The organism is Promicromonospora iranensis, assembly GCF_028994775.1.
Classification (GTDB): Bacteria; Actinomycetota; Actinomycetes; order Actinomycetales; family Cellulomonadaceae; genus Promicromonospora; species Promicromonospora iranensis_A.
Map to the genome: position 1 here is coordinate 24,205 of NZ_JAJQMN010000011.1, position 26,315 is coordinate 50,519.

The window sequence follows — 26,315 nt, forward strand, 5'->3', positions numbered from 1 at the left end:
AGCGAGGAGCGGCGCAAGGCCGCGCGCCGCGAGGCGGACCACGCTGCGGAGGCCGCGCGCGAGGCCGTCGCCGACGCGCTGCGGATCGCCATGGACGGCGCCGTCGACACCAGCACCCGTCGTCGCGCCGAGTACTCCACCGACGCGTCCAACTACCGCGTGGTGCCCGAGGGTGTGCTCTTCCCGGAGAGCACGGACGACGTCGTCGCGGCGCTCCAGGTGCTGCGTGAGCTCAAGGTCCCGATCACGGCGCGCGGCGCCGGCACGTCGGTCGCGGGCAACTCGGTGGGTCCCGGCGTCGTGCTCGACCTCGGGCGGAACCTCGACCGGGTGCTGAGCATCGACCCGGAGCGCCGCACGGCACGGGTGCAGCCGGGCACGATCATGTCGACCCTCCAGGCCGAGGCCAAGGGGCACGGCCTGCGCTTCGGGCCGGACCCGAGCACCCAGAACCGCGCGACGCTCGGCGGCATGATCGGCAACAACGCGTGCGGCCCGCACGCGGTCGCGTACGGGCGTACCGCCGACAACGTGGTCTCGCTCGACGTGATCGACGGCACCGGGCGCCGGTTCACCGCCGGTTCCGGTGACCCCGAGTTCGCCGTCGTCCCCGGTCTCAAGGAGCTCGTCCGGGACAACCTCGCGCTGATCCGCACCGAGTTCGGCCGGTTCGGCCGGCAGGTGTCGGGCTACTCGCTGGAGCACCTGCTGCCCGAGAACGGCTCGAACCTGGCCCGCGCCCTCGTGGGCACGGAGGGCACGCTCGTCACGGTCCTGGAGGCGGAGCTCAACCTGGTGGAGACGCCGGGCGCACCCACGCTCGTCGTGCTCGGCTACCCCGACATGGCCACCGCCGCCGACGACGTCCCGCGCCTCCTCGACCACAAGCCGCTCGCGATCGAGGGGCTCGACGCCCGGCTGGTCGACGTCGTGCGGCGCGCCAAGGGGGACAGCTCGGTTCCGCCGCTGCCCGGCGCCACGGTCAGCGGCGTCTCCGGCTGGCTGATGATCGAGGTCGGTGGCTCGTCGCAGGCCGAGGCGCTGGGTCGTGCGGACGCCATCGTCGCGTCGTCGACGGCGCTGGACTTCCTCGTGCTGCCCGCAGGTCCGGACGCCACGAAGATGTGGCAGATCCGGGCCGACGGCGCCGGGCTCGCGGGCCGCACGCCCGCCGGTGAGCAGGCGTGGCCCGGCTGGGAGGACTCCGCGGTGCCGCCCGAGAAGCTGGGCCCCTACCTGCGGGACCTGCAGGCGCTCATGGACCGCTATGGCGTGGACGGCCTGCCCTACGGGCACTTCGGCGACGGCTGCGTGCACCTCCGGATCGACATCCCGCTGGAGACGTCGGGCTCGGTGCTGCGCACCTTCATGATCGAGGCGGCCGAGCTCGTCGCCAGCTACGGCGGGTCGCTGTCCGGCGAGCACGGGGACGGCCGGGCCCGGTCCGAGCTGCTGCCGCTCATCTACTCGCCCGAGGCGATAGCGCTGATGGAGCAGTTCAAGGCGCTCTTCGACCCGAACGACCTGCTCAACCCGGGCGTCGTCGTGCGGCCGCGGGCCGTGGACGCCGACCTGCGCCGCCCCCAGGCGGCGCCGGTGCGCACCAAGCTGCCGCTGGTCGGCAAGGGGTCGGGCCATGGTGTCCGGCGCAAGTCCGGGTACGAGGGCTTCTCGTTCGCGCACGACCACAACGACCTGTCGACGGCGGTGCACCGCTGCGTGGGCGTGGGCAAGTGCCGGGCGGACACCTCGGCGTCGGGCGGCTTCATGTGCCCGAGCTACCAGGCGACGAAGGACGAGAAGGACGTCACGCGCGGGCGGGCCCGCGTGCTGCAGGAGGCGGTCAACGGGACCCTCGTCGGCGGCCTCGAGGCGCCGGAGGTGCGGGAGTCGCTCGACCTGTGCCTGTCGTGCAAGGCGTGCTCCAGCGACTGCCCGGCGGGCGTCGACATGGCGCAGTACAAGTCGGAGGTCCTGTACCGGACCTACCGCGGCAAGCTGCGCCCCGTCGACCACTACGCCCTCGGCTGGCTGCCGCGCTGGGCCCGCCTCGCGGGCGCCGTCCCCGAGCTGGTCAACGGCCTGCTCGGCGTGAAGTGGATCGGCAAGGCGGTCCTGTGGGCGGGCGGCATGGACACCCGCCGGTCGATGCCGAAGTTCGCCGAGGTCCCGTTCCGGCAGTGGTGGGCGCGCGGCGGCGCGACCCACGGCGTCCCGGGTCTGCGCGTCACGGCCGAGGAAGGGCTGGGCGTGCCCGGGCGCGAGGCCGAGACCGCGGCGCGGCTCGCGACCAAGCCCAAGGTCGTGCTCTGGACCGACTCGTTCAGCGACACGCTGTCGCCGTCCGTGCCCCAGGCCGCCCTGAAGGTGCTGACCACCGCCGGGTACGACGTCATCGTGCCGTCGGAGCAGGCCTGCTGCGGCCTCACCTGGATCTCGACGGGCCAGCTCGACGGCGCCCGGCGCCGCCTGCTGAAGCTGCTCGAGGTGCTCGGCCCGTACGCGGTGAACGGGATCCCGATCATGGGGCTGGAGCCGTCCTGCACCGCGGTGCTGCGCTCCGACCTGCTCGACCTGTTCCCGGACGACCCGCGCGCGCACGCCGTCGCCCGCATGACGCGGACCGCCGCTGAGCTGCTCACCTCGTCGGACACCCCTGACGAGTGGGAGATGCCGTCGCTCGCCGACGTCACCGCCGTCGTGCAGCCGCACTGCCACCAGCACTCGGTGATGGGGTACGAGGCCGACCAGAACCTGCTCGAGAAGGGCGGGGCCAAGATCGAGGTCCTCGCGGGCTGCTGCGGCCTGGCCGGTAACTTCGGTATGCAGAAGGGGCACTACGAGACGTCGGTGGCGGTCGCGGAGAACGCGCTCCTGCCCGCGCTGCGCGACGCCGCTCCCGGGACCACCTACCTGGCCGACGGCTTCTCCTGCCGCACCCAGGCGCTGGACCTGGCGGGCGTCGAGGGCAAGTCCCTGCTCGAGGTGATCGCGGACCGGCTGTAGTGGCCCCGGGCGGGACTCCGCCGCAGGTCGGAGCGATCTCCGCCCCCGGGGTGATCCGCCCGGAGGAGTCCGTCGCCAGGATGGGAGCACAGCCCAGACGAAGGAGACTCCTATGGATCGCACCACTCGCCGGGCGGCGCTGGCCCTGAGCGCGACGCTCGCGCTCGCGGCACCGCTGGCCGTCGCAGGTTCCGCGCACGCCGTGAGCACCGCCGACCGGCCGTCCCCCACCGTCACGGTCCCCGACGTCCCCGACACGGTGTCCGCCATGGTGGCCGACGCCGCCCGCGAGGCCCGGGCCGACGTCGCCGCGAACCGGACCCTGGCGCAGGGCCCGAAGGTGCCGACCGGCACGCAGCTCGACGCCGCCGTGGACGCCCTCGTGGCGGACGGCGCGGTCGCGGTGACGGCTCGCGTCGAGAAGGGGTCGAAGACCTGGAGCGGTGCCGCCGGGACCCGCGAGCGCGACGGTCACGCGCCCGCCAAGCCGCGCGACCGGTTCCGCGTGGCGAGCAACACCAAGCCGATGATCGCCGCGCTGGTCATGCAGGAGGTCGAGAAGGGCACCTGGACCCTCGACACGCCCGTCGAGGACGTGCTGCCCGGCGTCATGCCGGCCGGGGTGACGATCGAGCAGCTGCTGAGCCACCGTTCGGGCGCTCCGACGGCGACGGACTGGATCCTCGCCTCGCGGATGACCGACCTGAACTCGTGGGACGAGTACTTCGCGGTGATGGGCCAGGAGGTCACGCCGGCGGACCACATCCAGGCGCTGCAGTCCGCGTCGTGGATGAACGAGCCGGGGGAGGACTTCTCCTACTCGAACGCGGGCTACGTGGTGCTCGGCATGATGCTGGAGGAGGTCACCGGACGCAGCGTCGAGAACCTGCTGCGGTACCGCGTGTTCGCGCCGGCCCGGATGTGGCAGAGCGCGTACCCCGACGACCCGGGCGTGCGCGGACCGTTCCTGCAGGAGTCGACGTACCCCGGCCCCGTGGGCCAGGGCTGGTACGACCTCGACCACTTCGACCCGAGCCTGTTCGACGCGGCGGGCGCCGTCACCAGCACCACCGAGGACCTCGCCGACTTCACCGAGGCCCTGGTCACCGGCCGGCTGGTCGACGCGGAGACCACCGCCGACATGCTCGAGCCGCGCACGGCCGGCCACGAGGTGTTCCCGGACTACGGGCTCGGCGTCTACCGGCTCCCGGACCCGTGCGTGCCCGGTGGCTGGCTCTACGGGCACGACGGCGCCTCGTTCGGCACCCTGTCGGTCAACCTGACCTCGCCCGACGGTGAGCGCCAGGTGTCCCTCGGAGTCACCGGGCGGGACGTCGCCTACCCGGTGCTCACGGAAGAGCCGCTGTACGACCTCAACGAGCTGCTGGTGGGCATGATGCGGGCCACCTGCTGACCTGGCTGCCGCACTCACTCCAGCCACTCCGTCTCGAACCGGTCGTTCGCGTGGATGTGGACGGCCTCGTAGAGGTCCGCACCCAGGGTCTTGAACTTGTGCGGCACCATCGCCTCGACCACGAGGACCTGGCCGCCGACAGCCTGGATCTCCTCGCCGGCCACGGTGAACAGAACCCGGCCGGACCGGATCACGAACGTCTCGGAGTAGGGGTGCCGGTGCAGGCGCGGCCCGAAGCCGTCCTGCGTGACCCGCTCGAAGATCACGGACACCTCTGATCCGTGGAGGTACCCCTCGAAGTTGTTGTGCGGCAGCGTCGCCTGCTCGATCGCCTGGAGAGTCATGTATCCAGGCTGGCGGGCGCGCCGCCGTCGGGCAACGGGGTTCGTGTTCCGCCGAAGGTCGAGAATGAGCCCCATGGAATTCCAGGACGTCGTCCGCAAGCGCCGGATGCACCGCAAGTTCACCGACGAGCCGGTGCCGGCCGAGGCCGTCGACCGGATCACCCGCAACGCCGTCCGCGCCCCGAGCGCGGGGTTCAGCCAGGGCTGGGCGTTCGTGGTGCTGGAGACCGCGGCGGACCGGGACCGGTTCTGGGCGACGTCGACGCCGGACACCTCGGAGCGTGACATGTCGGCCTGGCTCGCGGGGATGCGGACCGCCCCCGTGATCGTCCTGGCGCTCGCGTCCAAGGCGGCCTACCTGCGGCGGTACGCGGAGCGGGACAAGGGCTGGGAGGACCTCGACGAGTCCCGCTGGCCGGTCCCGTTCTGGCACGTCGACGTCGGCATGGCGTCGCTGCTCATGCTGCAGACCGCCGTCGACGAAGGGCTGGGCGCGTGCTTCTTCGGCGTCCCGCCGGAGCACGTCGGGGCGGTCCGGGACGAGTTCGGCATCCCTGGCGAGTTCGAGATCACCGGCGTCGTCGCGGTCGGGCACCCGGCCGACGGCGGGGCGAAGGGCTCGCCCACCCGCCGCAAGCGCAAGCCCGAGTCGGAGGTGATCCACCGGGGCGGCTGGTGACCCTGCCTTGTGGTGGGCGTGATCGAGCCTGAGACGGGCCGTGCCGTAACGATCACGCCCACCACACGAAGGTCAGGCGGCGTCGAGGCGTGCCCGCACGTCGTCGTCCAGGACCAGGTCCATCGCGCCGAGCGCCTCGTCGAGCTGCGCCACGCTGCTCGCGCCGAACACCGGGACCACCGGCACCTCGCCGCCCAGCAGCCAGGCGAGCGCCACCTGGTTCGGCGTCGCGCCGGTCTCGGCGGCGACGGCGCGCAGCGTCCTGATCCGCTCCCGGGAGCCCGCGTGGTCGGCGCCGTTGAAGAGCGACTTGTCGTCCCGCGTGAACACGCCCTGGTGCAGCGGCGAGTACGCCATGACGGCGAGACCGGGGCGGTCGGGCGTGCCGGTGGAGCGGGCGTAGTCGAGCAGCTCGGACGTCGCCCAGTTGGTCCGGATCGGCTGCGGCCGCGGGTACACGTAGCTGTAGCACTGCTGGACGGCCCCGTAGGGCGCGACGCCCAGCCGCGCGGCGGTCTCCCGCGCCTCGACGACCCGCCACAGCGCGACGTTCGAGATGCCCGGGATGCCGACGAGTCCCTCGTCCACCAGCTTGCCGAACGCGCCCACCGTCTCGTCGAGCGGCGTCTCGAGGTCGTCGACGTGCCCGTAGAGCACGTCGACGTGGTCCGTGCCCAGGTGACGCAGGCTCTCGCGCGCCTCACGGTCGATCGTCGAGGCGGCCAGGCCCTGGTAGTTGGTGGGCGGCGTGGTCGACAGCGGCAGGTCGGGGTCCTTCTTCGCCGCGCCCAGCTTGGTCGCGATCCGCAGGCTGTCGCGGTTGCCCCGCGCGGCGAGCCAGCGGCCGAGCACGTCCTCGGAGTCGCGGCCGTGCCCGCCGACCCACGCGTTGTAGTTGTTCGCCGTGTCGAGGAACGTGCCCCCGGCCTCGACGAACCGGTCAAGGATCGCGAACGACGTCTCCTCGTCGGTCCGGGTGCCCATGAACATCGTGCCCAGGCACAGCGTCGACACCTCGAACGAGGTGTGCCCGTTGTCCAGCGTGCGGTACTGCATGCTCTGCTCCTTCGGCCTGCGTCGTCCCCGGGCGCTCCCGCCCGGTGCTGACCACGCTAGGCAGCAATCGGTCTGGTGCTACGGTCCAATGTCATGGCGACGGACCGGACCAATTCCGCCGACGAGGTGCTGATCGCGCTCGCACCCGGGCCCGGAGCGCTGCGGCACCGGCTGGAGCAGGCGATCCTCGAGGGCGTCGCCTCGGGCCGCCTCCCGCCGGGCACCGCGCTGCCGCCCAGCCGGGCGCTCGCCGACACCCTCGGGATCTCGCGCTGGGTGGTCACCGAGACGTACGGCCACCTGGTGAGCAAGGGGATCCTCGACGCGCGGACGGGTTCGGCGACCCGGGTCGCCCCGCTCGTGGCGGACGGCGGCGGGGCCGACGCCGGGACTCGACGAGCCCGACGGACGGACGCAGCCCGACGGACGGACGCAGCCCGACCGTCGGAGGTGGCTCAGCCGGCGGGCGGGGCCCTGGAACGTGCGCCGCACCGCGCGACGCACGACCTCGCGCCCGGAGTGCCCGACCTGCGGCACGTCCCTCGGGAGGCCTGGTTGCGAGCCGCACGTGACGCGCTGGCCGCGGCGACCAACGACGACCTGGGCGGGCAGCCGGCCGCCGGGCATCCCGCGGCGCGCGAAGCGGTGGCGACCCATCTGCGGCGTGCGCGCATGACGTCCGGGCCGGACCGTGCGGTGGTGCTCACCCGGGGCGCCTCGGACGGCATGTCGCGGATCGCCGCCGCGCTGGCCGCGGCAGGGCACACCCACCTGCTCGTCGAGGACCCGAGCTGGGCCCCGCTGCGCGACGTCGCCGCGGCCGCCGGCCTCCTCCCGGTCCCCGTCCCCGTGGACGACGACGGGATCTCCACGGACCGGCTGCGCAGCGAGGCCGCCCGCACGGGTGCCCGGGCGGTGCTGCTCACCCCCGCGCACCAGTTCCCGCTGGGCGCAGCGCTGTCGGATCCCCGGCGTGCGGCGGTGCTCGACTGGGCGCGCGAGGTGGACGGACTGGTGATCGAGGACGACTACGACGCCGAGTTCCGCTACGACCGCCGGCCGGTGCCCGCCCTGCAGGGCCTGGACCCGGACCGGGTGCTGCTGCTCGGCGCGACGAGCAAGACCCTCGCGCCGGCGTTCGGGATCGGCTGGATGGTGGTGCCGGAGCGGTGGCGCGCCGCGGTGCTGGAGGTCTCGGTGCGGCGCGGCCCCACGCCCGGTCCGGCCACGCTGGACCAGCTCACCCTTGCCCGGTTCGTCGCGGACGGCGCCTTCGCGCGGCACCTGCGGGCGGCCCGCGACCGCTATGCCCGACGCCGGGCCGCGCTGCTGGCCGCACTCGACAGCGAGCTGCCCGGTGCGCGGGTCGGCGGGATCGCGGCCGGGATGCACGTGACGGTGGACCTTGCCGGCCTCGCCCTGCCCGGCCTCGCCCTGCCCGGCCTCGACCAGTCCGGCCCCATCTGGCCCGACGCCGCCGCCGTCGTCCGGGAGGGGGCCGCCCGGGACGTCGCGCTGGTCGACCTCCGCCGGTACCAGGCCGCGCCGTCGGCCAGGTCGACAGTGCTCGTGGTCGGTTACGGCAACCTGGCCGACGCGCGTCTCGCGGAGGCGGTCCGGAGCCTGCGCGCGGCCGTCGAGGCGGCCGTGGGCTGACCGGTCACCGCCTCCGCCAGGTCACCGCCTCCGCCAGGTCACGGCTCCTGCGAGACCAGGTCCGAGACGGTCCGGTGCACGCCCTGCACGTCGCCGCGCTCGCGGGCCAGCAGCCAGGCCGCGATCTGGTTCGACGCCTCGACCACCGTGGTCGCCCGGGGCACCCGGCGCTCGTGGAACTCGGCCCACAGCTCGTCGGACAGCGCCTCGTACCTGGTCACGACGTCCCCCAGTACCAGGGCGTCCTCCAGCGCCTGTGCGGCGCCCTGGGCGACGGTGGGCGGGCACGAGTGTGCGGCGTCGCCGATGACGACCACCCGGCCGCGGTTCCACGGCGCGGCGACGACGTGGCTGGTGAACCACGTGTAGTGGACGTGCTCGACGCCCTGCTCGAGCTGGGCGCGGATGGCGTTCCAGTGGGCGCCGTAGGGGCGCGCCAGCTCCGCCATGATCTTCGAGCCCTCGGCGGGCGTCATGCCCTGGCGGTCCTGCTTGTCCTCGACCAGGTACGCGTACATCGTGTCCTCGCCGGTGGGGCAGAACCCCGCGATGTAGGACGGGCCGCCGAACACGAGCTCCGTGTGGTCGGCCTCCGGCGGGCGCTCGACGAAGGCGCGGAAGATGCCCATCCCGTTCGGCTCGGGCCTGGTGGTGATCCCGATCTGCTCGCGGACGGCGGAGTTGAGCCCGTCCGCCCCGACGACGAGCTCGTGCGTCACCTGCTCGCCCCCGGCGTCGGTCGCGATGGTGAGCGTGACGCCGTCGTCGGCATGGGTGACCGCGGTGACCCGGGCGCCGAAGCGGACGCTCGCACCGAGCGCCTGCGCCCGCGCGAGCATGATCTCGGCCAGGTCGGGGCGGAACATTCCGGCGGTCGCCGGGTAGTCGGCGCCACCCATCTTGTTGTCCGGCATCTCGGCGACCAGGGGCGCCTCCGGTCCGGGGGCGCGGATGCCGAGCACCTCGAACGAGAACGACCTCGCCCGCACCTGCTCCCAGATCCCGAGCCGGTCGAGCGCCCGCAGCGCGTTGCCCTGCAGCGTGATGCCGGACCCGAGGGCGCCCAGGGTCGGCTTCGCCTCGTAGACGACGACGTCCGCGCCGGCCTCCGCCAACAGGATGGCGGTCGCCAGCCCTGCGGCTCCGGCGCCCACGACTCCCACGTTCTGCACAGCACTCACGGTGACTCCCTGGTCCGGGGCGGTTTCACGAGCGAACTCGAACTTGCCGATACCGCGCAAATTACAGCAGACCGGGCACCTGGTGGCCGACGGCGGCCCGAACTTCATCCGGGAGCTGTGACCAGTCGTCGGCCGTGTCCAGGTCGACGGCCGTCCCGGGGCGATGCACGACCGCCGACTCCAGGCCGAGTGACTCCGCCTCCGCGAGGTGCGCCGCCAGCGAGCCGATCCCGAACCGGAACCGGAAGGTGCCGTGTGCCGCGTCCCCGGCACGAAGCAGCAGCAGGTTGGTGCCCGACCGGTAACGGTCGGTCGCGACCACCACCGGCGCCTCCGTCGCGAGCAGCGCCACGACATCCTCCGGCAAGAGCGCCGGCAGGTCGGCGTGCGCCACCAGGAGCGGCCCGGGGCCGCGCGCCGTGAGCACCTCACGCGCGTGCTCCAGCGCACCGTTCAGCCCTGGCCGGACAGCGGGCTGCTCCAGGACCTCGACCTCCAGCCCTGCCAGCGCCTCGCGCGTGAAGACCGGGTCCGCCGTCACCACCACCACCCGCCCGACCCCGTCGGCGGCGAGCAGCGTCGCCACCACGTGCCGCGCCAGCACCCGGACGAGCCGGCGTCGCGAGGCGCCGTCGAGCACCGCGGCCAACCGGGACTTGCCCGACACGCCGTCCCGGAGCGGTACCACCGCCGTCGTCGTGCCCCGGCCCAGCGGCCGGACGCCGGTCACGCCAGCGCCAGCAGCTCGCGGGCCAGGCGCTCGCGGCCGGGCGGGCCGCCCATGACGGTGTCGGTGACGTGCACGGTCAGGCCCAGGTCGGCCACGGGGCCGGCGAGATGCGCGTCCTGCTCGTCGATCACCATGACGTCCACGAGATCCGCGTAGATCCGGGCCACCCCGAGCGCCGACACCTCGTGCCCCAGCGTCTCCAGGATCTGGGCGGCCGGGCCCTTGATCGCCTGTCCGCCCACGATGGGGCTCACCGCAACGCGGCGGCCGGGCGCCGTGGCGAGCGCCTCGCGGACGCCGCGCACCGCGAGCAGCGGCTCGATCGACAGGAACGGGTTCGACGGCGCGAGCACCACCAGCTCGGCGGCCAGCGCGTCGAGCACACCGGGCGCGGGGCGGGCGGCGTCGGCCCCCTCGAAGTGCAGGCCGAGGACGGCGTCCGCGTGCTGCCGTCCCACGAAGTACTCCTGGAACCCGAGCCGGCCCGACGGGGTGTCGACGAGGGTGGCGAGGTGGTCGTCGGTGGCGGGCAGGACCCGTGGCCCGACGCCCATCGCGCGGGCGAGGTGCGCCGTCACGGCCGACAGGGGCTCGCCGCGGTGCAGCCGCTGGGTGCGGACGATGTGGGTGGCGAGGTCGCGGTCGCCGAGCGTGAACCAGGTGTCCTCGCCGAGGTCCCGCAGGGCGGACAGGGTCGCGTAGGACTCGCCGCGCAGGCCCCAGCCCCGTTCCTCGTCGTTCAGGCCCGCGAGGGTGTAGACGACCGTGTCGATGTCGGGGGAGATGGCGAGACCGTGGAGCTGGGTGTCGTCGCCGACGTTCACGACGACGGTGAGGGAGGGTGCGCCGAGGGCGAGATCCAGGCCGTGCGCGAGCCGCGCACCGCCGACCCCGCCCGCGAGAAGGGTGACGTTCACGCGTCGAGCCTACGTGTGGGGGCAGACTGGGTACATGGCTGTCTTCGCGTTCTCCGTCGCCCCCATGACCGCAGGCGAGTCCGTCGCCGACCACGTTGCCGAGGCTGTCCGCATCGTCCGGGAGTCAGGACTCCCGAACCGGACGACCTCGATGTTCACCGAGATCGAAGGGACCTGGGACCAGGTGATGCCCGTGATCCAGCGCGCCACCGATGCCGTGTCGCGCGGCGGGCACCGGGTGTCGCTGGTGATCAAGGCCGATATCCGCCCGGGTGCGCCTGACGGTCAGATCACCAGCAAGATCACCCGGGTCGAGGAACGGCTCGCCGCCGAGGAGTCGGAGACCGGTCACTCCTGATCGCCGTGCTCGTGACAACTGTCACGACACCTTCACCCCCGTGTTTCCGGTCTCCGGCCCCCGGCCTTTAGGCTAAGGCGGACCAATGCCGCAGGACCCCGGGAGATCACGAGATGCCACTGTTCGAGGTCGACACCCAGCGGCCCCTCCTCGTGACGTCCACGAACGGCGCGAACGGTTCGTCGGAACCAGGACTGAAGACCACCGCGAACCAGGTGGTCGACTCCCACATCGACGGGCTCCTCGGTGAAGAGGTGTTCCCGATCGCCCAGGGTTCCGGCCCGGACGAGCCGCACCTGCTGGCGCTCGACGCGTCAGGCTCGCCGGTCGTGGTGGAGCTGGTAGCGGACCTCGACCGCGAGAACCTCGCCAAGGCACTCGACCACGCCGGAGCCGCCGGCCGGCTGACGCGGGCGGACCTCGCCGCGCGTTACAGCGGCGGCGCGAGCTCGTTCCAGCACGACGTCGCCGCCTTCTACGACAGCGTGCCGATCACGCGAACCCAGGGGAAGAACGGCGGCAGCGGCGCTCGGCTCATCATCATCTGCCAGAACGCGCCCGATGAGATCCTCAACGCCGTCGACTTCCTGCGGCAGCCCACGATGCCCGTCGAGGTGCTGAAGATGGGCGTCGTGAACTCGAGCGACGGCCGCAAGTTCCTCGACGTCTCGCCGCTCGTCGTGCACCTCCCGCCGGGCCTGCCCGCACCCAAGTCGGCGCCGATCGGCGGGACCATCACGGCCTCCATGGAGGGTTCCGTCAGCGGCTCGATGGACACGGGCGTCACCGGCGGGGTCGCCGGTGGTTCCGGGGCGCCCAAGGACGCCTTCGAGGAGGGCGTCAAGGTCGGTTACGCGCTCACCGGCAAGATGCCGGTCGTCGCGCAGGCGCCGCAGTCCCGCGCTCCGCAGGCCCCGCAGTCCCGCGCCGAGCGTGCCGCGCGGCAGGCGCCCGTCCGCGCCGAAAACCCGACGCCGCTCGCCGACAACCCGGTCTCCGGCCCGACCAACGCGGCGACAGGTCTGCGGTCGAGCCTCCGAGGTGGCGCTGCCCGCGGCAGCACGTCCGAGCGTTCCACGGCCGGCAACAAGTCCGAGCGGGTGGCGGGCACGCGCGCCGCGCGCCGCGCCCAGGCCGCCGCCACCTCCCCCGACGCCACGCAGGCACCCACGAACGGTCCCGGCGGCGGCAGCACGCCGAGCGCCCCGGTGTCCTCGGTGCGTCCCGGCGCGGAGTCCCGCCCGACGCCGAGCACCCCGCCGCGGCTCGCGCCCAGCCGTTCCTCGCTCGGCGACGTCGCCGCACCGGCCGAGGCCGCCGCCGAGCCGCCGCCGTCCGTGCGTCGACGCTCGCGCACCGACCGGTTCGCGGCGTCGGCCCAGCCTGACGGGCCGACGGCCTACCCGGCGTCGGGCCCGACGCCGTCCGCGGGGTCGGCCTACCCGCCGCCGCCCGTGCCGCAGCCGCAGCAGCCGCAGCCGGCGGAGGAGAACCTGTGGCAGCCGCCGTCGTACGACGACGCGCCCGCCTACCCCGGTGCGGACTCGAACCAGCCCGAGGACCTCGACATCACCCGGCCCCGCTACACCCAGGAGCCCGCCTACCGCGCGGAGTCCGGCTTCGCGCCCGCCCCGCAGCCGTACGGCTACACCCCTGAGCCGGCGGCCGGGTACGGCGACCAGAACGGCTACGGCTACGGCGAGCAGGCCGGGTACACGCCCTACGCGGACAACGTGGCCCCGGTGGTCACGGAGCCGAACCCCTGGGAGTCCGGCGGCTACATGGCCGGTCCCGACGACGGCTACGGGCAGACGGCGTTCGCCGCGGACCCGTACCCGTCGAGCGCCCCCGAGGCACCGGCGCGCCCGGTGCCGCCGAGCGAGAGCATCCGGGCCAGCACCCCGATGCTGTTCGAGGAGGAGGACGACCCCGACCTGGAGGCGCTGGCCCGCAGCATCGGCACGCCCACACGCATCGTGTGGTCGCGTCCGCGCCGCAACCAGCACTTCGAGGCGATGCTCCTGCCGGACGGTGCCATCGAGCTCGCTAACGGCGCTCGGTACCGCCACCCGGACTCGGCTGCCACGGCGGCCTCGGGCTCGTACACGGCCGACGGCTGGAGCGTGTGGCGCATCGGCGACACCGGCCCCACGCTCGTCGAGGAGTTCTCCCGCCGGTTCGCCTGAGCCGAAGGTGCAGCGCAGGGTGCGGGCCGAGGAACGAGGCACGCGCCTGGAGCGGAACCGCAGGCTCAGGGGATACCCGTAGAGCCTGAGCCGAAGGCGCAGCGCAGGGTGCGGGCCCAGGAACGAGGCACACGCCTGGAGCGGAACCGCAGGCTCAGGCGACACCCGTAGAGCCTGTGCTCAGCCCGACGCGCGCACCACGAGCTCGGGCATGAACGTCTCCGAGCCGCCCGCCGGCTCGCCGGCGGGCTCCTGGGCCTGCCGGAGGGCGGCCAGCAGGAGCCGCGCCATGGCCTCCGCCATGTCCTCGACGGGCTGACGCACCGTCGTCAGCGGTGGATGGGCCTGCGCGGCGACGCTCGAGTCGTCGAAGCCGACGACCGCGACGTCCCGCGGTACCTCCCGGCCCGCGGTGCGGAGCGCCGTCGAGACGCCGTCGGCCATGAGGTCGTTCGCGGCGAAGACGCCGTCGACGTCCGGCCTGGCGGCCAGCAGCGCCCGGACCGCGGCCTCGCCGCCCGGCCGGGTGAAGTCGGCGGTGACGACCTCGGGCTCTGGCAGCCCGGCGGCCCGCACCCCGTCCAGGAACCCCTGCAGCCGGGCGTGCCCGAACGGTGCGTCGGACGGCCCGGCGACCACGGCGAGCCGCGTGCGCCCGGACGAGGCGAGGTGCGCCGCGGCGAGCCGGCCGCCGGCGGCCTGATCCAGGTCGACCCAGGCGACCCCTGGGAGAGCGGTGCGGGTCGACAGCACCAGCGGTACGGAGAGCGCGGCGAGGCGCGCGGGCAACGGGTCCGCGGAGCTGGACGTGATGAGCAGCACCCCGTCGACGTGCCCCTGCCGCACGTATCGCACGACCTGGTCGTGCGCGGGCGGGTCGGCGGGGATGATCGCGAGGTGGATGTCGCGGGGGCGCAGCACCGTCTGTGCGCCGGCGGTCACCCGCCCCACGTAGGGGTCGGTGAAGAGCCGTTCGAGGAACGGCAGCGGCGAGCGCTGCTCGGGGGGTTCGGAGACCACGAGGGCCACTGATCCGGTGCGCCGCGTCACGAGCGACCGGGCGGCGAGGTTCGGCACGTAGCCGGTCTCCTCGATCGCCCGGCGCACCACCTCGACGATCTCCGGGTCGACGGTGGGCACCTCGTTGATCACCCGTGAAACGGTCGCGCGTGACACTCCCGCGACGGAGGCGACCGCCTCGAGAGTAGGCCGCCCGGACCCAGGATTCTGCACTCGCCCAGTTATACCCCTTCGTTGAGTGCTGGGTATTTGTGGTTCTGCGGACTCGAGACCCACAAATACCCAGCACTCAACGAGGGCGGTGGTTACTGGTAGACGCGGACGTAGTCCACGAGCATCCTCGACGGGAATGGGGTGGTGGCGTCCGGCGGTCCGGGCCAGTCACCGCCGACCGCGAGGTTGAGGATCATGTAGAAGTCGTGGTCGTAGACCCACGGCCCGCGCGTGGACTCGACGGTGTCCCGGTCGGCGTAGAAGACGTCGCGACCGTCGAGGGAGAACTGGATGCCCTTGCTGTCCCACTCGGCCGCCCAGGTGTGGAAACCGTCCGAGATCTTCGAGCCGTCGGGCAGCGTGTACCCGCCGCCGTACCCACCGCCACCGTTGTACGCGGGGGCGTGCAGCGTCGAGTGGGCCCGTGTCGGGTCCTGGCCGATGAACTCCATGATGTCGATCTCGCCGTTGTACGGCCACGGGCGGCCGTCGAGGAAGTCGGAGCCCATCATCCAGAACGCCGGCCACAGGCCGCGGCCCTCGGGAACCTTCACCCGGGCCTCGAACCGGCCGTACTGGGTGTTGAACGTGCCCGACGTGTTCATGCGGTGCGACGTGTACTGCCGCCCGTCGCGGTCCTCGCGCCGCGCCTCGAGCACGAAGTTGCCCTGGCCGTCGTGGAACCCGTTGCCGCTGGGGGTGTAGACCTGCTGCTCGTTGTTCTGCGGCAGGCCGGGGTCGATGGTCCACCTCGAGGCGTTGGCGGGGGTGCCCGCCGCGCCGTCGAACTCGTCGCTCCACACCAGGTCGAGGTTCTCGAAGTCCGGGTCGGCGGGCTCTGCCGGGGGAGCGGTGGGCGCGCCACCGGTGCCGTAGACCTGGAACTCCCACAGCGAGTAGCCGTACGGGCCGCTCCGGTCGCGCATGTGCACGCGGACGTGCCGGCCGTCGGCGTCGAGCGGGATGGTCTGCTTGAAGCCCGTGCCGCCGGTGGTGGTGTGCACGGTGCGCCAGGTCGTCCCGTTGTCGGAGACCTCGATGTCGAAGGCTGTGGCGAACGCCGGGTCCCACTGCAGCACGACGCTGCTGATGTGCGCGGCGGCACCGAGGTCGACGGCGATCCAGCCCTCGTCCACCCAGCCGGTGTCGGGGTTGACGGCCCAGCGGCTGGCCGGGTCGAGGTCGAACGCCTTGTCGGGGCCGCAGAGCCAGCACGTGCCGTCGTTCTGCGAGCTGGAGGCGCTGCCCGCCTTGCCGTACGAGAGCAGCGTCGTGTCGCCGGGCTGCCCGGTGCCACCGGCGCCGAGCACCTGCAGCTCCCACAGGGAGACGCCCCACTGCGTGGCGCGCTGCGTCACCCACAGGCGCAGGTAGCGTCCGCTCCCGTCGACGTCGAGGTTCTGGTCCCCGCCCGTGCCGGTGGTGGTCGAGTAGAGGGTGGACCAGGTGCTGGCGTCGTTCGAGACCTCGATCCGGAAGCCGGACGCGTACGCCGCCTCCCAGTCGAGCACCACCCGGTCGATGGCCTGGACGGAGCCCAGGTCCACACGGATCCACTGGTTGTCGGCGGCGGTGCTGGACCAGCGGGTGCCGGGGTCGCCGTCGACGGCGTTGGCTCCGCCGCTCCAGGTGAACTCGGTGCTGGACGTGGTGACGGGACGGCCCTGGGAGAGCGGCTCGGCGGCGGCCGTCGCCACCGGGAGCTGGGTGAGCGCACCCAGGGCGAGGAGGGACGCGGCGGAGGCCGCGGCCACGAGACAGCGGAGATGTTTGCGCATTTGACGTGCTCCTTCGAACGTCGGACGTGCACGGGGAAGAGCGAGAGAGCGCTCTCTCAGACACTGTCGCGGACCCGCCCGCCGAAGGTCAAGGGTTTGCCCCGAACTCACTGACAGATCTGTCAGTAAAGGCCGGACGCTCAGGTCACCGCAGTGACCTGAGCGTCCGGCACGGCATTGGCGGCGTGGTTAGGGGCGCACGACGACCTTGCCGAACTGGTCGCCCTGGTTCAGCCGCGCCAGCCCGTCGGCCGCCTGCGCGAGCGGCACCTCGGCGTCGATCACCGGGCGGACGCCGGTACGGGCGCAGAACCGGGCGAGCGCCCCGAGGTCCTCCCGCGAGCCCATGGTGACGCCCTGGACGCGGATCTCCTGGAAGAAGATCCGCGTCAGCTCCGCCGGAGGGGCGTCGCCGGACGTCGCGCCGCAGACCAGCACCGAGCCGCCCGGGCGCACCGAGCGGATCGAGTGCGCCCACGTCGCCTGACCCACCGACTCCAGCACGGCGTCGACCCGCGCGGGCAGCCGCGCACCGGTCTCGACGGCGCCGGCCGCGCCCAGCGCGACGGCCCGCTCCCGCTTCTCCGCGGAGCGCGATGTCACCCAGACCTCCAGGCCGGCCGCCGTACCGAGCATGATCGCGGCGGTCGCGAGGCCGCCACCGGCACCCTGCACCAGCACGCGGTCACCCGGTGCGAGCCCGCCTGCCGTGAAGAGCATGGAGTAGGCGGTGAGCCAGGCGGTCGGCAGGCACGCGGCCTCCTCGAACGACAGCTCGGCCGGCTTGGGCACGAGGTTCGCCGTCGGTACGGCCACCCGCTCGGCGAGGGTGCCGGGGTAGCGCTCCGAGAGGAGCGACCGCGGTTCCTTCGGCCCGACGCCGTGGCCGTCGGCCCCGATGACGCCGTGCACGATCACCTCCGTGCCGTCCGGCGTCACCCCCGCGGCGTCGGTGCCGAGGATCATCGGCAGCTGCTGTTCCTTGAGGCCCACACCGCGCAGCGACCAGAGGTCGTGGTGGTTCAGGCTCGCGGCCCGGACGTCCACCGTGGTCCAGTGCTCGGTGGCTTCCGGTTCAGGGCGGTCACCCACCTCCAGGCCGTCGAGCGGGCTGTCCGGAGAGAAGCTGGTCACAGAGGCAGCAAGCATCTGGCGACCCTAGCCGACGCCGGACCAGCCGGCAGGGACGGTACCCAGCCGCACCCGCTGCGGGTGGTCGCCCACCGGCACCGACGTGATCTTCTGCCCGGTCCCGAAGTCGATGGAGGTCACCTGGTCGGCACCCGACTCCGAGACCACGCACGCCTCGCCGTCACCGGTCACGGTGGACCAGTACGGCTTGTCGACGGCGACCGACGGGCCCTCCTCGAGCGTCGTCCGGTCCACCACCACGGCGTAGTCGTCCATCGTCCCGGCGACGCACAGGTGCTCGCCCGTCGGCTGCATGGTCAGGCCGTGGTGCCGTGAGTCGTTGACCATCTCGGTGCGTCGCCCGTCGAACACCCGCGGCAGCGTCTTGACCCGCGTGATGCGGTCGGTCGCCACGTCGTACTCCAGGAACCCGCCGAAGTACGACACCTGGAAGTAGAGCTTCGACTCGTCCGGGCTGAACGTGGCCGGGCGGACGGCGTCGGACAGGTGGTCCAGGCCGGCGTCGTCGAGCCGGTCGCGCATGTCGATCTCCCGCACCACCTCGAACGTCTCGGCGTCGGCCACCGTGATGACCCGGTCGCCCTTGAGGAAGTCGAGCGCCGGGTCGTCGAGGCTGTTGTTGACCTCACCGATCGACATGTTCCAGATCAGGCCGTCCGACGTGTAGACGTTCTCGTGCGGCTTGTCGCCGGTCGGGAACGATCCGGCCTCCGCGCCGGTCTCGATGTCCAGCACGTGCACCCGTTTGCCCGTCGACGCCGAGACCGCCACCTGGGTCCCGTCGGGCGACACGGCCATGTGGTCGGCGCGCAGGCCGGACACCGGGAACCGCCACTCGACCTCGCCGGTGGCGAGACTGATGGAGACGACGTCGGCGAAGCTCGGCCGGGACACCACCAGCGACGAGCCGTCGGGCGTGGTGTACATGTCGTCGGCGAACTGGTCGTGGCCCTCGCCCACGGTCTGACGGATGACCAGGAAGGCGGCCAGCCGGATCGGGTCGCGGTAGATCTCGCGCATCCGCTCCTCACGGTCGGGGACCACGTCGATCTCGCCGACCGGGGTGAGGTCGGGGCCCGAGGACAGCACCGAGGCCGTGCCGTCCCAGTTGTTGGCGACGAACAGGACGTCTTGCGGGGGCGGGTCGGCCTGCGACGGTCCGGCGACGGCGACGGCACCGGACGTCACGAGGCCCAGCGAGGCCAGGATCGAGAGAGCACGGATGGAGAGAGCACGGCGATGTGTCACTGGACGCTCCTCTTCGTCGAGCTGATCGGCGATGACCAGCTCGACGAAGGTTACTGGAGGTGAGTTCAGTAACGAAAGATCACCCGGTGGTCACCCGGCGGCGACGTCGAACATCCAGGAGATGCCGAACTTGTCGGTGAGCTGCCCGTAGTAGTCGCCCCACGGTGCGAGCGCGAACGGCTCCCCCGGCGTCGCGCCGTCGGACAGCTTCTCGTAGGCGTCCTTGATGTAGTCGTGGTCCTCGGGCCCGCCGGTCAGGGCGACGGTGATGCCCGCGGAGGGCGCCACGTACTCCATGAACGACGGCGTGTCCGACGCCATGATCGTGAGGCCGCCCGGGGTGTCGAGCTGCCCGTGCATCACGAGGTCCTTGTCCTCGTCGGGAGTGGGCATCCCCTCCATCGGGGTCCCACCGAACGTGCTGACGTCGAGCTCACCGCCGAGCACGGACTGGTAGAAGTCCAGGGCAGCCTTGGCCTCGGATCGGAAGCTGAGGTACGGATTGAGCTTTGCCATACGGCCACGCTAGACCTGGGGTCTGCGGCCTGCTCGATGGTTACCCGAGGAACTCACTGACGATCGGGCCGATCTGGTCGGCCTCGACCAGGAACCCGTCGTGCCCCACGTCGCTCGTCACGATCCGCAGCGGCTCAGCCCTGGGGATCCAGCGTGCCAGCCGCGCCGACTGGGCGGGTGGGAACAGGCGGTCGCTGTCGACCGCCACCACGAGGGTCCGGGCGGTGATCTGGCTGAGTGCCGCCTCGACGCCACCGCGGTCGCGGCCGAGATCGTGCGAGAGCATCGACTCGGTGAGCACCACGTAGGAGTTGGCGTCGAACCGGCGGGCCAGCTTGTCACCGTGGTGCTCCAGGTACGACTGCACGGCGAACCGGCCGCCCGCGAACGGGTCCTCGCCGCCCTGCGGCAGGCGGCCGAAGCGACGGTCCAGCTCGTAGCTCGTCCGGTAGGTCGTGTGCGCGATCTGGCGTGCGACGCCCAGGCCGGCGTGCGGTCCGTCGTCGTCCGCCGCGTCGTAGTAGTCGCCGTCGCGGAAACGGGGGTCCAAGCGGATCGCGGTGAGCTGCGGGTGGGACCAGGCGATCTGGTCGCCGCCGGTCTGGGCGGTGGTGGCGATGGCGGCGACGTTCCGCACCTCGATGCCCGCCTCGGGCCCGAGCAGGGCCCACTCGAGCACGCGCAGGCCGCCCATGGACGCGCCGACGACCAGCTCCCACGAGCGGATCCCGAGCTCCCGGGTCAGCGCGATCTCCACGGCTACCTGGTCGCGCGTCGTGATGTACGGGAACCGCCCGCCCCACGGGCGCCCGTCGTGCGCGATGGACGACGGCCCGGTGGTGCCCTGACAGCCACCGAGCGCGTTGGGGGCCACCACGAAGAACCGGTCGGTGTCGATGGGCTTGCCCGGGCCGACGGTGTCCGCCCACCAGCCGTCGGTGACGTGCCCCGGACCTGCCTCGCCCGTGACGTGCGAGTCGCCCGTGAGGGCGTGCAGCACCAGCACGGCGTTGGACCCGTCGGCGTTCAGGGTGCCCCAGGTCTCGTAGGCCACGCGCACGGCGGGCAGGCGTCCGCCGGCCTCCAGGTCGAACGCACCGACGTCGGCGAACAGGCGATGGCCCGGGTCGTCACCCTCGCGCCAGGCGCCGCTCGCGGGCACCGGCGGCTTGCTGCGGGAGCGTGAGGTCTGCATGGGGTCGGCAGGGCTCGGCGGCGCGCCGCCGTCCCGGCCGTGCGCGCCGTCCGGCGCAGGGAAGGGCACGAGCACCGAGCGGACCGGTTGGTCCGGGGCGTCGTGCGGGGCCCTCGGGGTGGTGATGGCCATGGTGTCTCCTGCGGCTCGGGGTAGTGAGCCCGGGGCGGTCGGGCCCCGGCGCGGACGGCGACGTCACATCGCTGCTACTTCGACTCCTCGCTCAGCAGCCCCTTGGCCGCGGTGAAGCCCAGCTCGAGGTCGGCCAGCACGTCCTCCACGTTCTCCAGGCCGACGGCGAGCCGGACCAGGCCCGGCGTGACCCCGGACAGCGCCTGCTCGTCCTGGGTGAGCTGCGAGTGCGTGGTGGAGGCAGGGTGGATCACGAGCGATCGGACGTCGCCGATGTTCGCCACGTTGGAGTGCAGCTGCAGGGCCGAGACGAAGGCCTGCCCGGCCTCGGCTCCGCCGTCGAGCTCGAAGGCGAGCACCGCTCCGGCACCCTTCGGCGCGTACTTCTGCGCGTTCGCGTGCCAGGGCGAGCTCGGCAGTCCCGCGTAGTGGACCGCGCGGACGTCGTCCCGAGCCTCCAGCCATTGCGCCACGTGCTGCGCGTTGGCGACGTGCCGCTCGATCCGCAGCGACAGCGTCTCGATGCCCTGGGCGAGGAGGAAGGCGTTGAACGGCGAGATCGCCGCCCCGAGGTCCCGCAGGAGCTGGACCCGCGCCTTGAGCACGAACGCGAGGTTCGCCCCGAGCGCCGAGCCGACGCCGAGGTCCCGCGCGAACACCAGGCCGTTGTAGCTGGGATCCGGCGTGTTGAAGCCGGGGAAGCGCTCCGGGTCGGCGGCGAAGTCGAACGTGCCGGCGTCGACGATCACGCCGCCGATCGCGCTGCCGTGACCGCCCAGGTACTTGGTCGCCGAGTGGACGACGATGTCGGCACCGTGTTCGAACGGGCGGATCAGGTACGGCGTGGCGACGGTGTTGTCCACGATCAGCGGGACGCCGGCCGCGTGTGCTGCCGCCGCGACGCCCTCGATGTCGAGCACGTCGGAGCGCGGGTTGGGGATCGTCTCCCCGAAGAACGCCTTCGTGTTCGGCCGGACGGCGGCGCGCCACGCGTCGAGGTCGTGCGGGTCGTCCACGAACGTGGTCTCGATCCCGAACTTCGGCAGCGTGTGGTGGAGCAGGTTGTACGTGCCGCCGTAGAGGCTCGCGGAGGCGACGATGTGGTCGCCCGCCTCGGCGAGGTTGAGGATCGCGAGAGACTCCGCGGCCTGGCCGGAGGCCACGAGGAGCGCGCCGACGCCGCCCTCGAGGCTCGCGAGCCGGTCCTCCACGACCTGCTGCGTGGGATTGCCGATGCGCGTGTAGATCGGGCCGAGGTCCTTGAGCGCGAACCGATCGGCTGCCACGCCGGCGTCGGGGAACACGAACGACGTCGTCTGGTAGATCGGCAGGGCGCGTGCGCCCGTGGTGGGGTCCGGCTCCTGGCCGGCGTGGATCTGGCGGGTCTCGAACGACCACTGGGGCTGAGTCATGGCTCTCCTGCTTCCTCGTTGCGGGGGACGTGCTTCTGGCGGACTGACCGAGACGTGCCGCGGCGTGCCCCATGGGGCCTGCGCATCAGGAGGTGGGTCCGCGGCGGGGTGGCGCGCACGCGGGAGTCGGCCGGAAGAGGCCGAGAGCAGGCGAACGTGCGCTTGTTCAGCAACTACACATTCGACGAGTCATGGTTGAGACCGTAGACGCGGACCGGGCGCGACGATACCCGTGTCTTAGATCGTGAGATGCGGAAATGAGACGCGGCTGTCCGGGTGCACGGTGCCTGCTCCTGCCGGACCGCGGGCGCTCCGGTCGCGCGAAACGGCACGCTGGGTCACATTGGACCGTGACACGGAAGTGATTCACAGGATCTGCGCAAGGCGACACGCCGTAGGCAGCGCTGATCGGGAAGGGGATCATGGGACGGATCCGAGATCTGGACGAGTCGAGGCACGGCCATGGCGGGTTGCTGGCGTTCCGCGCGCTGGGCGCCACGGTGCTCGCGCTCGGTCTGGTGATCCCGTGGGGCCCGGCCGCCGAGGCGGACCCGCCCGTGGATCCGCCGTCCGCCGCGGAGGTCAGCGCCGCTCGTGACGCGGTCGCCGCGGGCACGCTGGACGTCCAGCAGGCGGAGGCCGCGCTCGTCTCGCTCCGGTCGGAGCTCGAGGCGGCCCAGGTCCGCGTCCAGGTGGCCGCTGCCGACTACGCGGAGGCGCAGCAAGCCGTCGAGGAGGCCGAGCAGGAGGTGGCCTCCGCGCGCGCCGCCGCGAAGAAGGCGCACGCGGGCGAGGTGACGGCGCGGGCCGGCCTGGCGGAGGTGTACCGGGCGTCGGCGCGCGATTCAGGCCTGGGCTCGCTGGGTATCGCCTTCGAGGCCGAGTCGGTTCCCGACATGGTCGGCCGCAGCGCCGCTGAGCGGGCGGTGCAGCGCAAGCTCGGCGGGGCGATGGTCGAGTACCAGGAGGCGCGCGCGTCGTCCGAGTCCGCCGACGCCCGGTGGAACGCCGCGAAGAAGCAGCGGGACGCCGCCGCCGACCAGGCGAAGGCGGCGTTCGACGCCGCCCGGACCGCGGCGGACGACCTCGAGGTGCGCACCCGGGCCGCCGAGGCGGAGCGTCAGGCGCTGGTCGAGCGCCTCGCGCAGCTGCGGCAGACCAGCGTCACCATCGAGCGCGAGCGGGAGGCGGCGCGGGCGGCCGCGGCGGAGGCCGCCCGTGAGACGGAGGCGAGGGCGGAGCTCGAGCGGCAGCAGGAGGCCCAGATCGACGCGGTGGCCCCGGGCGGGGCCCGCGCGGAGCGGCCGGACGAGACGGCCGCGGACGACGGCGGCTCTGGCAGCTCTGGCGGCTCCGCCCCTGCGCCTGCCCCTGCCCCTGCGCCGGCCCCGCGGCCCGCGCCCGTCGGCCCGCCGACCTCGGGGGTCGCAGTGGGGTCGGAAGGGCTCGGGATCGGTGCGGTGGCCTGGGCGCGGACCAAGATCGGTGCGCCGTACCTGCTCGGTGCCGCCGGACCGTCCGCCTACGACTGCTCGGGCCTGACGATGATGTCGTGGGCGAGCCAGGGTGTGGACATCACCCGCACGTCGCGGTCCCAGTACCTCGCCGTCGGCAAGGTGGGCTACGGCTCGCTCCGGCCGGGCGACCTCATCTTCTACGGCTCTGACCCGAACGAGCCGTCGTCGATCTACCACGTGGCGATGTACACGGGTGGCGGCATGATGATCGAGGCGACGCTGCCGGGGCACCCGTTGTCGGAGAACCCGCTGCGGCTCTCGGGCGCCATGCCCTTCGCGGGTCGTCCCTGACCTGCGACGCGGACCCGCCGCGCGACCCGCTACAGGTCAGACGCCCAGGTCACCGAAGTGACCTGGGCGTCCGAGATGTTCTGGTGTGACAGGCGTCAGTGCTTGTCGTAGTAGCCGGTGTCCTTGGCGCGCTGGATCGAGCGAACGATCTCGGCCTCGGCGTCGGAGCGGCCCACCCAGTGGGCCCCCTCGACGGACTTGCCCGGCTCGAGGTCCTTGTAGACCTCGAAGAAGTGCTGGATCTCCAGGCGGTGGAAGTCCGAGACATCGTCGATGTCCTGGCGCCACGCCGCGCGCTGGTCGCCCGTGGGCACGCACAGCACCTTGTCGTCGCCGCCTGCCTCGTCGCGCATGCGGAACATGCCCAGTGCGCGGCACTTGATCAGGCAGCCCGGGAACGTGGGCTCCTCCAGCAGGACCAGTGCGTCCAGGGGGTCGCCGTCCTCGCCGAGGGTGCCCTCGATGAAGCCGTAGTCGTCCGGGTAGCGCGTCGAGGTGAAGAGCATGCGGTCGAGGCGGATGCGTCCGGTCTCGTGATCCACCTCGTACTTGTTCCGCTGACCCTTGGGGATCTCGATCGTGACGTCGAACTCCACGCCGATGTGCTCCAGTTCTCGAAGATGGTCGCCGAAGTTCTTACCGCGGCGGCGGCCTTGCGCCTGTCCAGTGTGCCATGTGTCCTGTGTCCCGACCGTTACCTGTGGTCAGCACCACTCTCCTCGTTGGGCATAATTCGCAACGTGTGCGTCACGCGCGTGAACCGGCATGGCGATCGGGTGAAATTTCTCGTGAATCAGCGTTGCCGTACTCGTCGGATGGTTTGCCGCCACTAGAGTTGGCTATGGCTTTTACGTGACGATCGAGAGGATGCCCATGGAGTGGGGGTTGCGCTCCGGCGCTACCGTCGCCGCGGTCGTCGCACTGTTCGGTGGGTACCTTGTCGCCGACGCGTACGACGTCGTTCCCGGCATGCTCACCACGGCCGAGCCGTGGCCCGAGCCCAGCCCCTTCCCGTCCGCGCCCGGCGCCGTCGACGGACCCGCGCCGGCCGCGCTCCTGGAGAGCCTCCCCGAGGACGCGCCGGTCCCGGACAGCGTCGAGATGCAGCGCCTGGTGACCGGCCTGGCCAAGGACAAGCGGCTGGGCTCCCGCGTCGGCGTCGTGGTGTCCGACGGCCGGACCGGTGACGTGCTCGGCTCGTCGAGCCCGGACAAGCTCATGACCCCGGCCTCCACGCAGAAGCTCTTCACGGGCGTCGCGGCGCTCTCCTCGTCCATCGCGAGCTCCACGCTGGACACCAAGGCGGTCCTCGTCGACGACAACACGGTGGTCCTGGTCGGCGGTGGCGACATGATGCTCTCGGCGGGCGAGGGCGACCCGGACGCGGTGAACGGACGGGCCGGCCTCGCCGACCTCGCGCAGCAGGTCGCCTCCAAGGTGAAGCTGACGGGCACCACCGAGGTACGGGTGGCGCTCGACGACACGCTCTTCACCGGTGAGGACATCGCCCCCACCGTGGCGAGCCCGGACATCGCGGCCGGTTACGTGGCGCCCGTCTCGTCCGTCGGCATCAACGTCGGCCTGCTGTCCGACGGGTACACCGACAACGGACCCCGCGCGTCCGACCCTGGCAAGTACGCCGCGGAGGTCTTCTCCGCGGCGCTGGAGGCCGAGGGCCTCGAGACCGCCGGCGCGGTGATCGACGAGAGCGCGCCGGACGACGCCCGCGTGCTCGGCCAGGTCAGCTCCGCACCGCTCGCGGACGTGGTCGGGTTCGCCATGCAGTACTCCGACAACACGATCACCGAGGTGCTCGGGCGGCTCGTCGCGGTGGACGCAGGCCTGCCCGGCTCGAACGACGGCGCCACGCAGGCGGTGATCGCGAGCGCGAAGAAGCTCGGCGTCGACATGAGCGGTGCCCGCCTGCGCGACTGCTCGGGGCTCGCCGACGGCTCGTACCTGAGCTCGCAGCAGCTCGTGGACCTGCTCGCGGTCATGGTCGACCCCGGGCAACCGCAGCTGCGCAGCGAGGCGGTGGGCATGCCGATCGCGGGCCTGTCGGGCACGCTCGACAGCAGCCACGGCCGGTTCACCGGGACCAACGCGGCCCGGGGCCTGGCGCGGGCCAAGACCGGCAGCCTCCCCAAGGTGCGGGCGCTCGCCGGCACGGTGGTCACCGCTGACGACCGGCTGCTCGTCTTCTCGGTCCTCGCCGACTCGATCCCCGCCAACAAGACCGTCGGCGCGACATGGATCTACGACAGCTTCGTGGGTGACCTGGCGGCGTACTCGGTCCAGGGCTGACGTGCCGCAC

21 protein-coding genes are annotated in these 26,315 nt (G+C 72.6%); 8 read left to right on the top strand and 13 right to left on the bottom strand.

Translation table 11 applies throughout. The features are described 5' to 3' along the window. The first annotated feature begins 90 nt into the window (after positions 1-90). Positions 91-3,006, top strand: a complete 2,916-nt coding sequence (locus LUU90_RS19955) for an FAD-binding and (Fe-S)-binding domain-containing protein (RefSeq protein ID WP_275005815.1) — start codon at positions 91-93, stop codon at positions 3,004-3,006. Positions 3,007-3,118: 112 nt separating this feature from the next. Continuing rightward, positions 3,119-4,420, top strand: coding sequence for a serine hydrolase domain-containing protein (locus LUU90_RS19960; protein ID WP_275005617.1), 1,302 nt, complete (start codon positions 3,119-3,121; stop codon positions 4,418-4,420). Positions 4,421-4,434: 14 nt separating this feature from the next. Here the strand turns inward: LUU90_RS19960 and LUU90_RS19965 are convergent, their stop codons facing one another. Then, the gene (locus tag LUU90_RS19965) at positions 4,435-4,764 is read right to left on the bottom strand and encodes a cupin domain-containing protein (protein WP_275005618.1); all 330 of its coding nucleotides are present in this window, start codon (positions 4,762-4,764) and stop codon (positions 4,435-4,437) included. Between the two features lie 73 nt (positions 4,765-4,837). On the opposite strand from LUU90_RS19965, the gene LUU90_RS19970 reads away from it, so the two are divergent. Further along, positions 4,838-5,443: a nitroreductase family protein gene (locus tag LUU90_RS19970; protein ID WP_275005620.1), complete on the top strand. Its 606-nt coding sequence runs from the start codon at positions 4,838-4,840 to the stop codon at positions 5,441-5,443. Positions 5,444-5,515: 72 nt separating this feature from the next. Here LUU90_RS19970 and LUU90_RS19975 read toward each other — a convergent pair whose 3' ends face one another. After that, entirely contained in the window at positions 5,516-6,499 is a 984-nt protein-coding gene (locus LUU90_RS19975; protein ID WP_275005622.1) for an aldo/keto reductase, read from the bottom strand. 93 nt (positions 6,500-6,592) lie between these two features. Here LUU90_RS19975 and LUU90_RS19980 point away from each other — a divergent pair, with 93 nt between their 5' ends. Further along, entirely contained in the window at positions 6,593-8,155 is a 1,563-nt protein-coding gene (locus LUU90_RS19980; protein WP_275005623.1) for a PLP-dependent aminotransferase family protein, read from the top strand. A gap of 38 nt (positions 8,156-8,193) precedes the next feature. Here the strand turns inward: LUU90_RS19980 and LUU90_RS19985 are convergent, their stop codons facing one another. The 3 genes from LUU90_RS19985 to cofD all read right to left on the bottom strand — a co-directional run bounded on the left by LUU90_RS19985 (position 8,194) and on the right by cofD (position 10,983). Continuing rightward, entirely contained in the window at positions 8,194-9,336 is a 1,143-nt protein-coding gene (locus LUU90_RS19985) for an FAD-dependent monooxygenase (protein WP_275005624.1), read from the bottom strand. A 61-nt stretch (positions 9,337-9,397) separates the two neighbouring features. Beyond that, positions 9,398-10,066 (bottom strand): 2-phospho-L-lactate guanylyltransferase, encoded by a 669-nt coding sequence (cofC, locus tag LUU90_RS19990; protein ID WP_275005625.1) that lies wholly within the window; start codon positions 10,064-10,066, stop codon positions 9,398-9,400. Continuing rightward, on the bottom strand, positions 10,063-10,983 hold the full coding sequence (gene cofD, locus LUU90_RS19995; RefSeq protein ID WP_275005626.1) for a 2-phospho-L-lactate transferase: 921 nt from the start codon (positions 10,981-10,983) through the stop codon (positions 10,063-10,065). Before cofD ends, cofC begins: the two co-directional genes overlap by 4 nt. Before the next feature lie 34 nt (positions 10,984-11,017). Between cofD and LUU90_RS20000 the strand changes: the two genes are divergently transcribed. Further along, positions 11,018-11,341: a thiamine-binding protein gene (locus tag LUU90_RS20000; RefSeq protein WP_275005627.1), complete on the top strand. Its 324-nt coding sequence runs from the start codon at positions 11,018-11,020 to the stop codon at positions 11,339-11,341. A gap of 113 nt (positions 11,342-11,454) precedes the next feature. Continuing rightward, positions 11,455-13,527, top strand: a complete 2,073-nt coding sequence (locus LUU90_RS20005) for a hypothetical protein (RefSeq protein ID WP_275005628.1) — start codon at positions 11,455-11,457, stop codon at positions 13,525-13,527. Positions 13,528-13,707: 180 nt separating this feature from the next. On the opposite strand, the gene LUU90_RS20010 is transcribed toward LUU90_RS20005, so the two are convergent. The 7 genes from LUU90_RS20010 to LUU90_RS20040 all read right to left on the bottom strand — a co-directional run bounded on the left by LUU90_RS20010 (position 13,708) and on the right by LUU90_RS20040 (position 22,193). After that, positions 13,708-14,823 (bottom strand): LacI family DNA-binding transcriptional regulator, encoded by a 1,116-nt coding sequence (locus tag LUU90_RS20010; protein ID WP_425596271.1) that lies wholly within the window; start codon positions 14,821-14,823, stop codon positions 13,708-13,710. Positions 14,824-14,852: 29 nt separating this feature from the next. Beyond that, positions 14,853-16,538: a discoidin domain-containing protein gene (locus tag LUU90_RS20015; RefSeq protein ID WP_275005630.1), complete on the bottom strand. Its 1,686-nt coding sequence runs from the start codon at positions 16,536-16,538 to the stop codon at positions 14,853-14,855. A gap of 189 nt (positions 16,539-16,727) precedes the next feature. Further along, the gene (locus LUU90_RS20020; RefSeq protein ID WP_275005631.1) at positions 16,728-17,687 is read right to left on the bottom strand and encodes a zinc-binding dehydrogenase; all 960 of its coding nucleotides are present in this window, start codon (positions 17,685-17,687) and stop codon (positions 16,728-16,730) included. A gap of 9 nt (positions 17,688-17,696) precedes the next feature. Next, positions 17,697-18,938 carry a YncE family protein gene (locus tag LUU90_RS20025; RefSeq protein ID WP_275005632.1) on the bottom strand — a complete coding sequence of 414 codons (1,242 nt, stop codon included), beginning with the start codon at positions 18,936-18,938 and terminating at the stop codon, positions 17,697-17,699. A gap of 90 nt (positions 18,939-19,028) precedes the next feature. After that, positions 19,029-19,454, bottom strand: a complete 426-nt coding sequence (locus LUU90_RS20030; RefSeq protein ID WP_275005633.1) for a VOC family protein — start codon at positions 19,452-19,454, stop codon at positions 19,029-19,031. Between the two features lie 40 nt (positions 19,455-19,494). Then, positions 19,495-20,781 (bottom strand): homoserine O-acetyltransferase MetX, encoded by a 1,287-nt coding sequence (gene metX, locus LUU90_RS20035; RefSeq protein WP_425596272.1) that lies wholly within the window; start codon positions 20,779-20,781, stop codon positions 19,495-19,497. A 74-nt stretch (positions 20,782-20,855) separates the two neighbouring features. Next, complete coding sequence (locus LUU90_RS20040; protein ID WP_275005634.1) at positions 20,856-22,193, bottom strand: bifunctional o-acetylhomoserine/o-acetylserine sulfhydrylase; 1,338 nt, start codon at positions 22,191-22,193, stop codon at positions 20,856-20,858. A 422-nt stretch (positions 22,194-22,615) separates the two neighbouring features. Between LUU90_RS20040 and LUU90_RS20045 the strand changes: the two genes are divergently transcribed. Further along, entirely contained in the window at positions 22,616-24,001 is a 1,386-nt protein-coding gene (locus LUU90_RS20045; RefSeq protein ID WP_275005635.1) for an NlpC/P60 family protein, read from the top strand. A gap of 95 nt (positions 24,002-24,096) precedes the next feature. On the opposite strand, the gene LUU90_RS20050 is transcribed toward LUU90_RS20045, so the two are convergent. After that, entirely contained in the window at positions 24,097-24,597 is a 501-nt protein-coding gene (locus tag LUU90_RS20050) for an inorganic diphosphatase (RefSeq protein ID WP_108493354.1), read from the bottom strand. A 256-nt stretch (positions 24,598-24,853) separates the two neighbouring features. Here LUU90_RS20050 and dacB point away from each other — a divergent pair, with 256 nt between their 5' ends. Next, positions 24,854-26,305: a D-alanyl-D-alanine carboxypeptidase/D-alanyl-D-alanine endopeptidase gene (gene dacB, locus LUU90_RS20055; RefSeq protein WP_275005636.1), complete on the top strand. Its 1,452-nt coding sequence runs from the start codon at positions 24,854-24,856 to the stop codon at positions 26,303-26,305. Positions 26,306-26,315 lie beyond the last annotated feature (10 nt).

What these genes read in the sequence shown, in the direction of transcription:
- LUU90_RS19955 (WP_275005815.1), top strand. Translation starts at nt 91, where the DNA reads ATGGACGGCGCCGTCGACACCAGCACCCGTCGTCGCGCCGAGTACTCC.
- LUU90_RS19980 (WP_275005623.1), top strand. Translation starts at nt 6,593, where the DNA reads ATGGCGACGGACCGGACCAATTCCGCCGACGAGGTGCTGATCGCGCTC.
- LUU90_RS19960 (WP_275005617.1), top strand. Translation starts at nt 3,119, where the DNA reads ATGGATCGCACCACTCGCCGGGCGGCGCTGGCCCTGAGCGCGACGCTC.
- LUU90_RS20030 (WP_275005633.1), bottom strand. Translation starts at nt 19,454, where the DNA reads ATGGCAAAGCTCAATCCGTACCTCAGCTTCCGATCCGAGGCCAAGGCT.
- LUU90_RS19970 (WP_275005620.1), top strand. Translation starts at nt 4,838, where the DNA reads ATGGAATTCCAGGACGTCGTCCGCAAGCGCCGGATGCACCGCAAGTTC.
- LUU90_RS20040 (WP_275005634.1), bottom strand. Translation starts at nt 22,193, where the DNA reads ATGACTCAGCCCCAGTGGTCGTTCGAGACCCGCCAGATCCACGCCGGC.
- metX (WP_425596272.1), bottom strand. Translation starts at nt 20,781, where the DNA reads ATGGCCATCACCACCCCGAGGGCCCCGCACGACGCCCCGGACCAACCG.
- LUU90_RS19965 (WP_275005618.1), bottom strand. Translation starts at nt 4,764, where the DNA reads ATGACTCTCCAGGCGATCGAGCAGGCGACGCTGCCGCACAACAACTTC.
- LUU90_RS19975 (WP_275005622.1), bottom strand. Translation starts at nt 6,499, where the DNA reads ATGCAGTACCGCACGCTGGACAACGGGCACACCTCGTTCGAGGTGTCG.
- LUU90_RS20000 (WP_275005627.1), top strand. Translation starts at nt 11,018, where the DNA reads ATGGCTGTCTTCGCGTTCTCCGTCGCCCCCATGACCGCAGGCGAGTCC.
- LUU90_RS20015 (WP_275005630.1), bottom strand. Translation starts at nt 16,538, where the DNA reads ATGCGCAAACATCTCCGCTGTCTCGTGGCCGCGGCCTCCGCCGCGTCC.
- LUU90_RS20005 (WP_275005628.1), top strand. Translation starts at nt 11,455, where the DNA reads ATGCCACTGTTCGAGGTCGACACCCAGCGGCCCCTCCTCGTGACGTCC.
- LUU90_RS20020 (WP_275005631.1), bottom strand. Translation starts at nt 17,687, where the DNA reads ATGCTTGCTGCCTCTGTGACCAGCTTCTCTCCGGACAGCCCGCTCGAC.
- LUU90_RS20045 (WP_275005635.1), top strand. Translation starts at nt 22,616, where the DNA reads ATGGGACGGATCCGAGATCTGGACGAGTCGAGGCACGGCCATGGCGGG.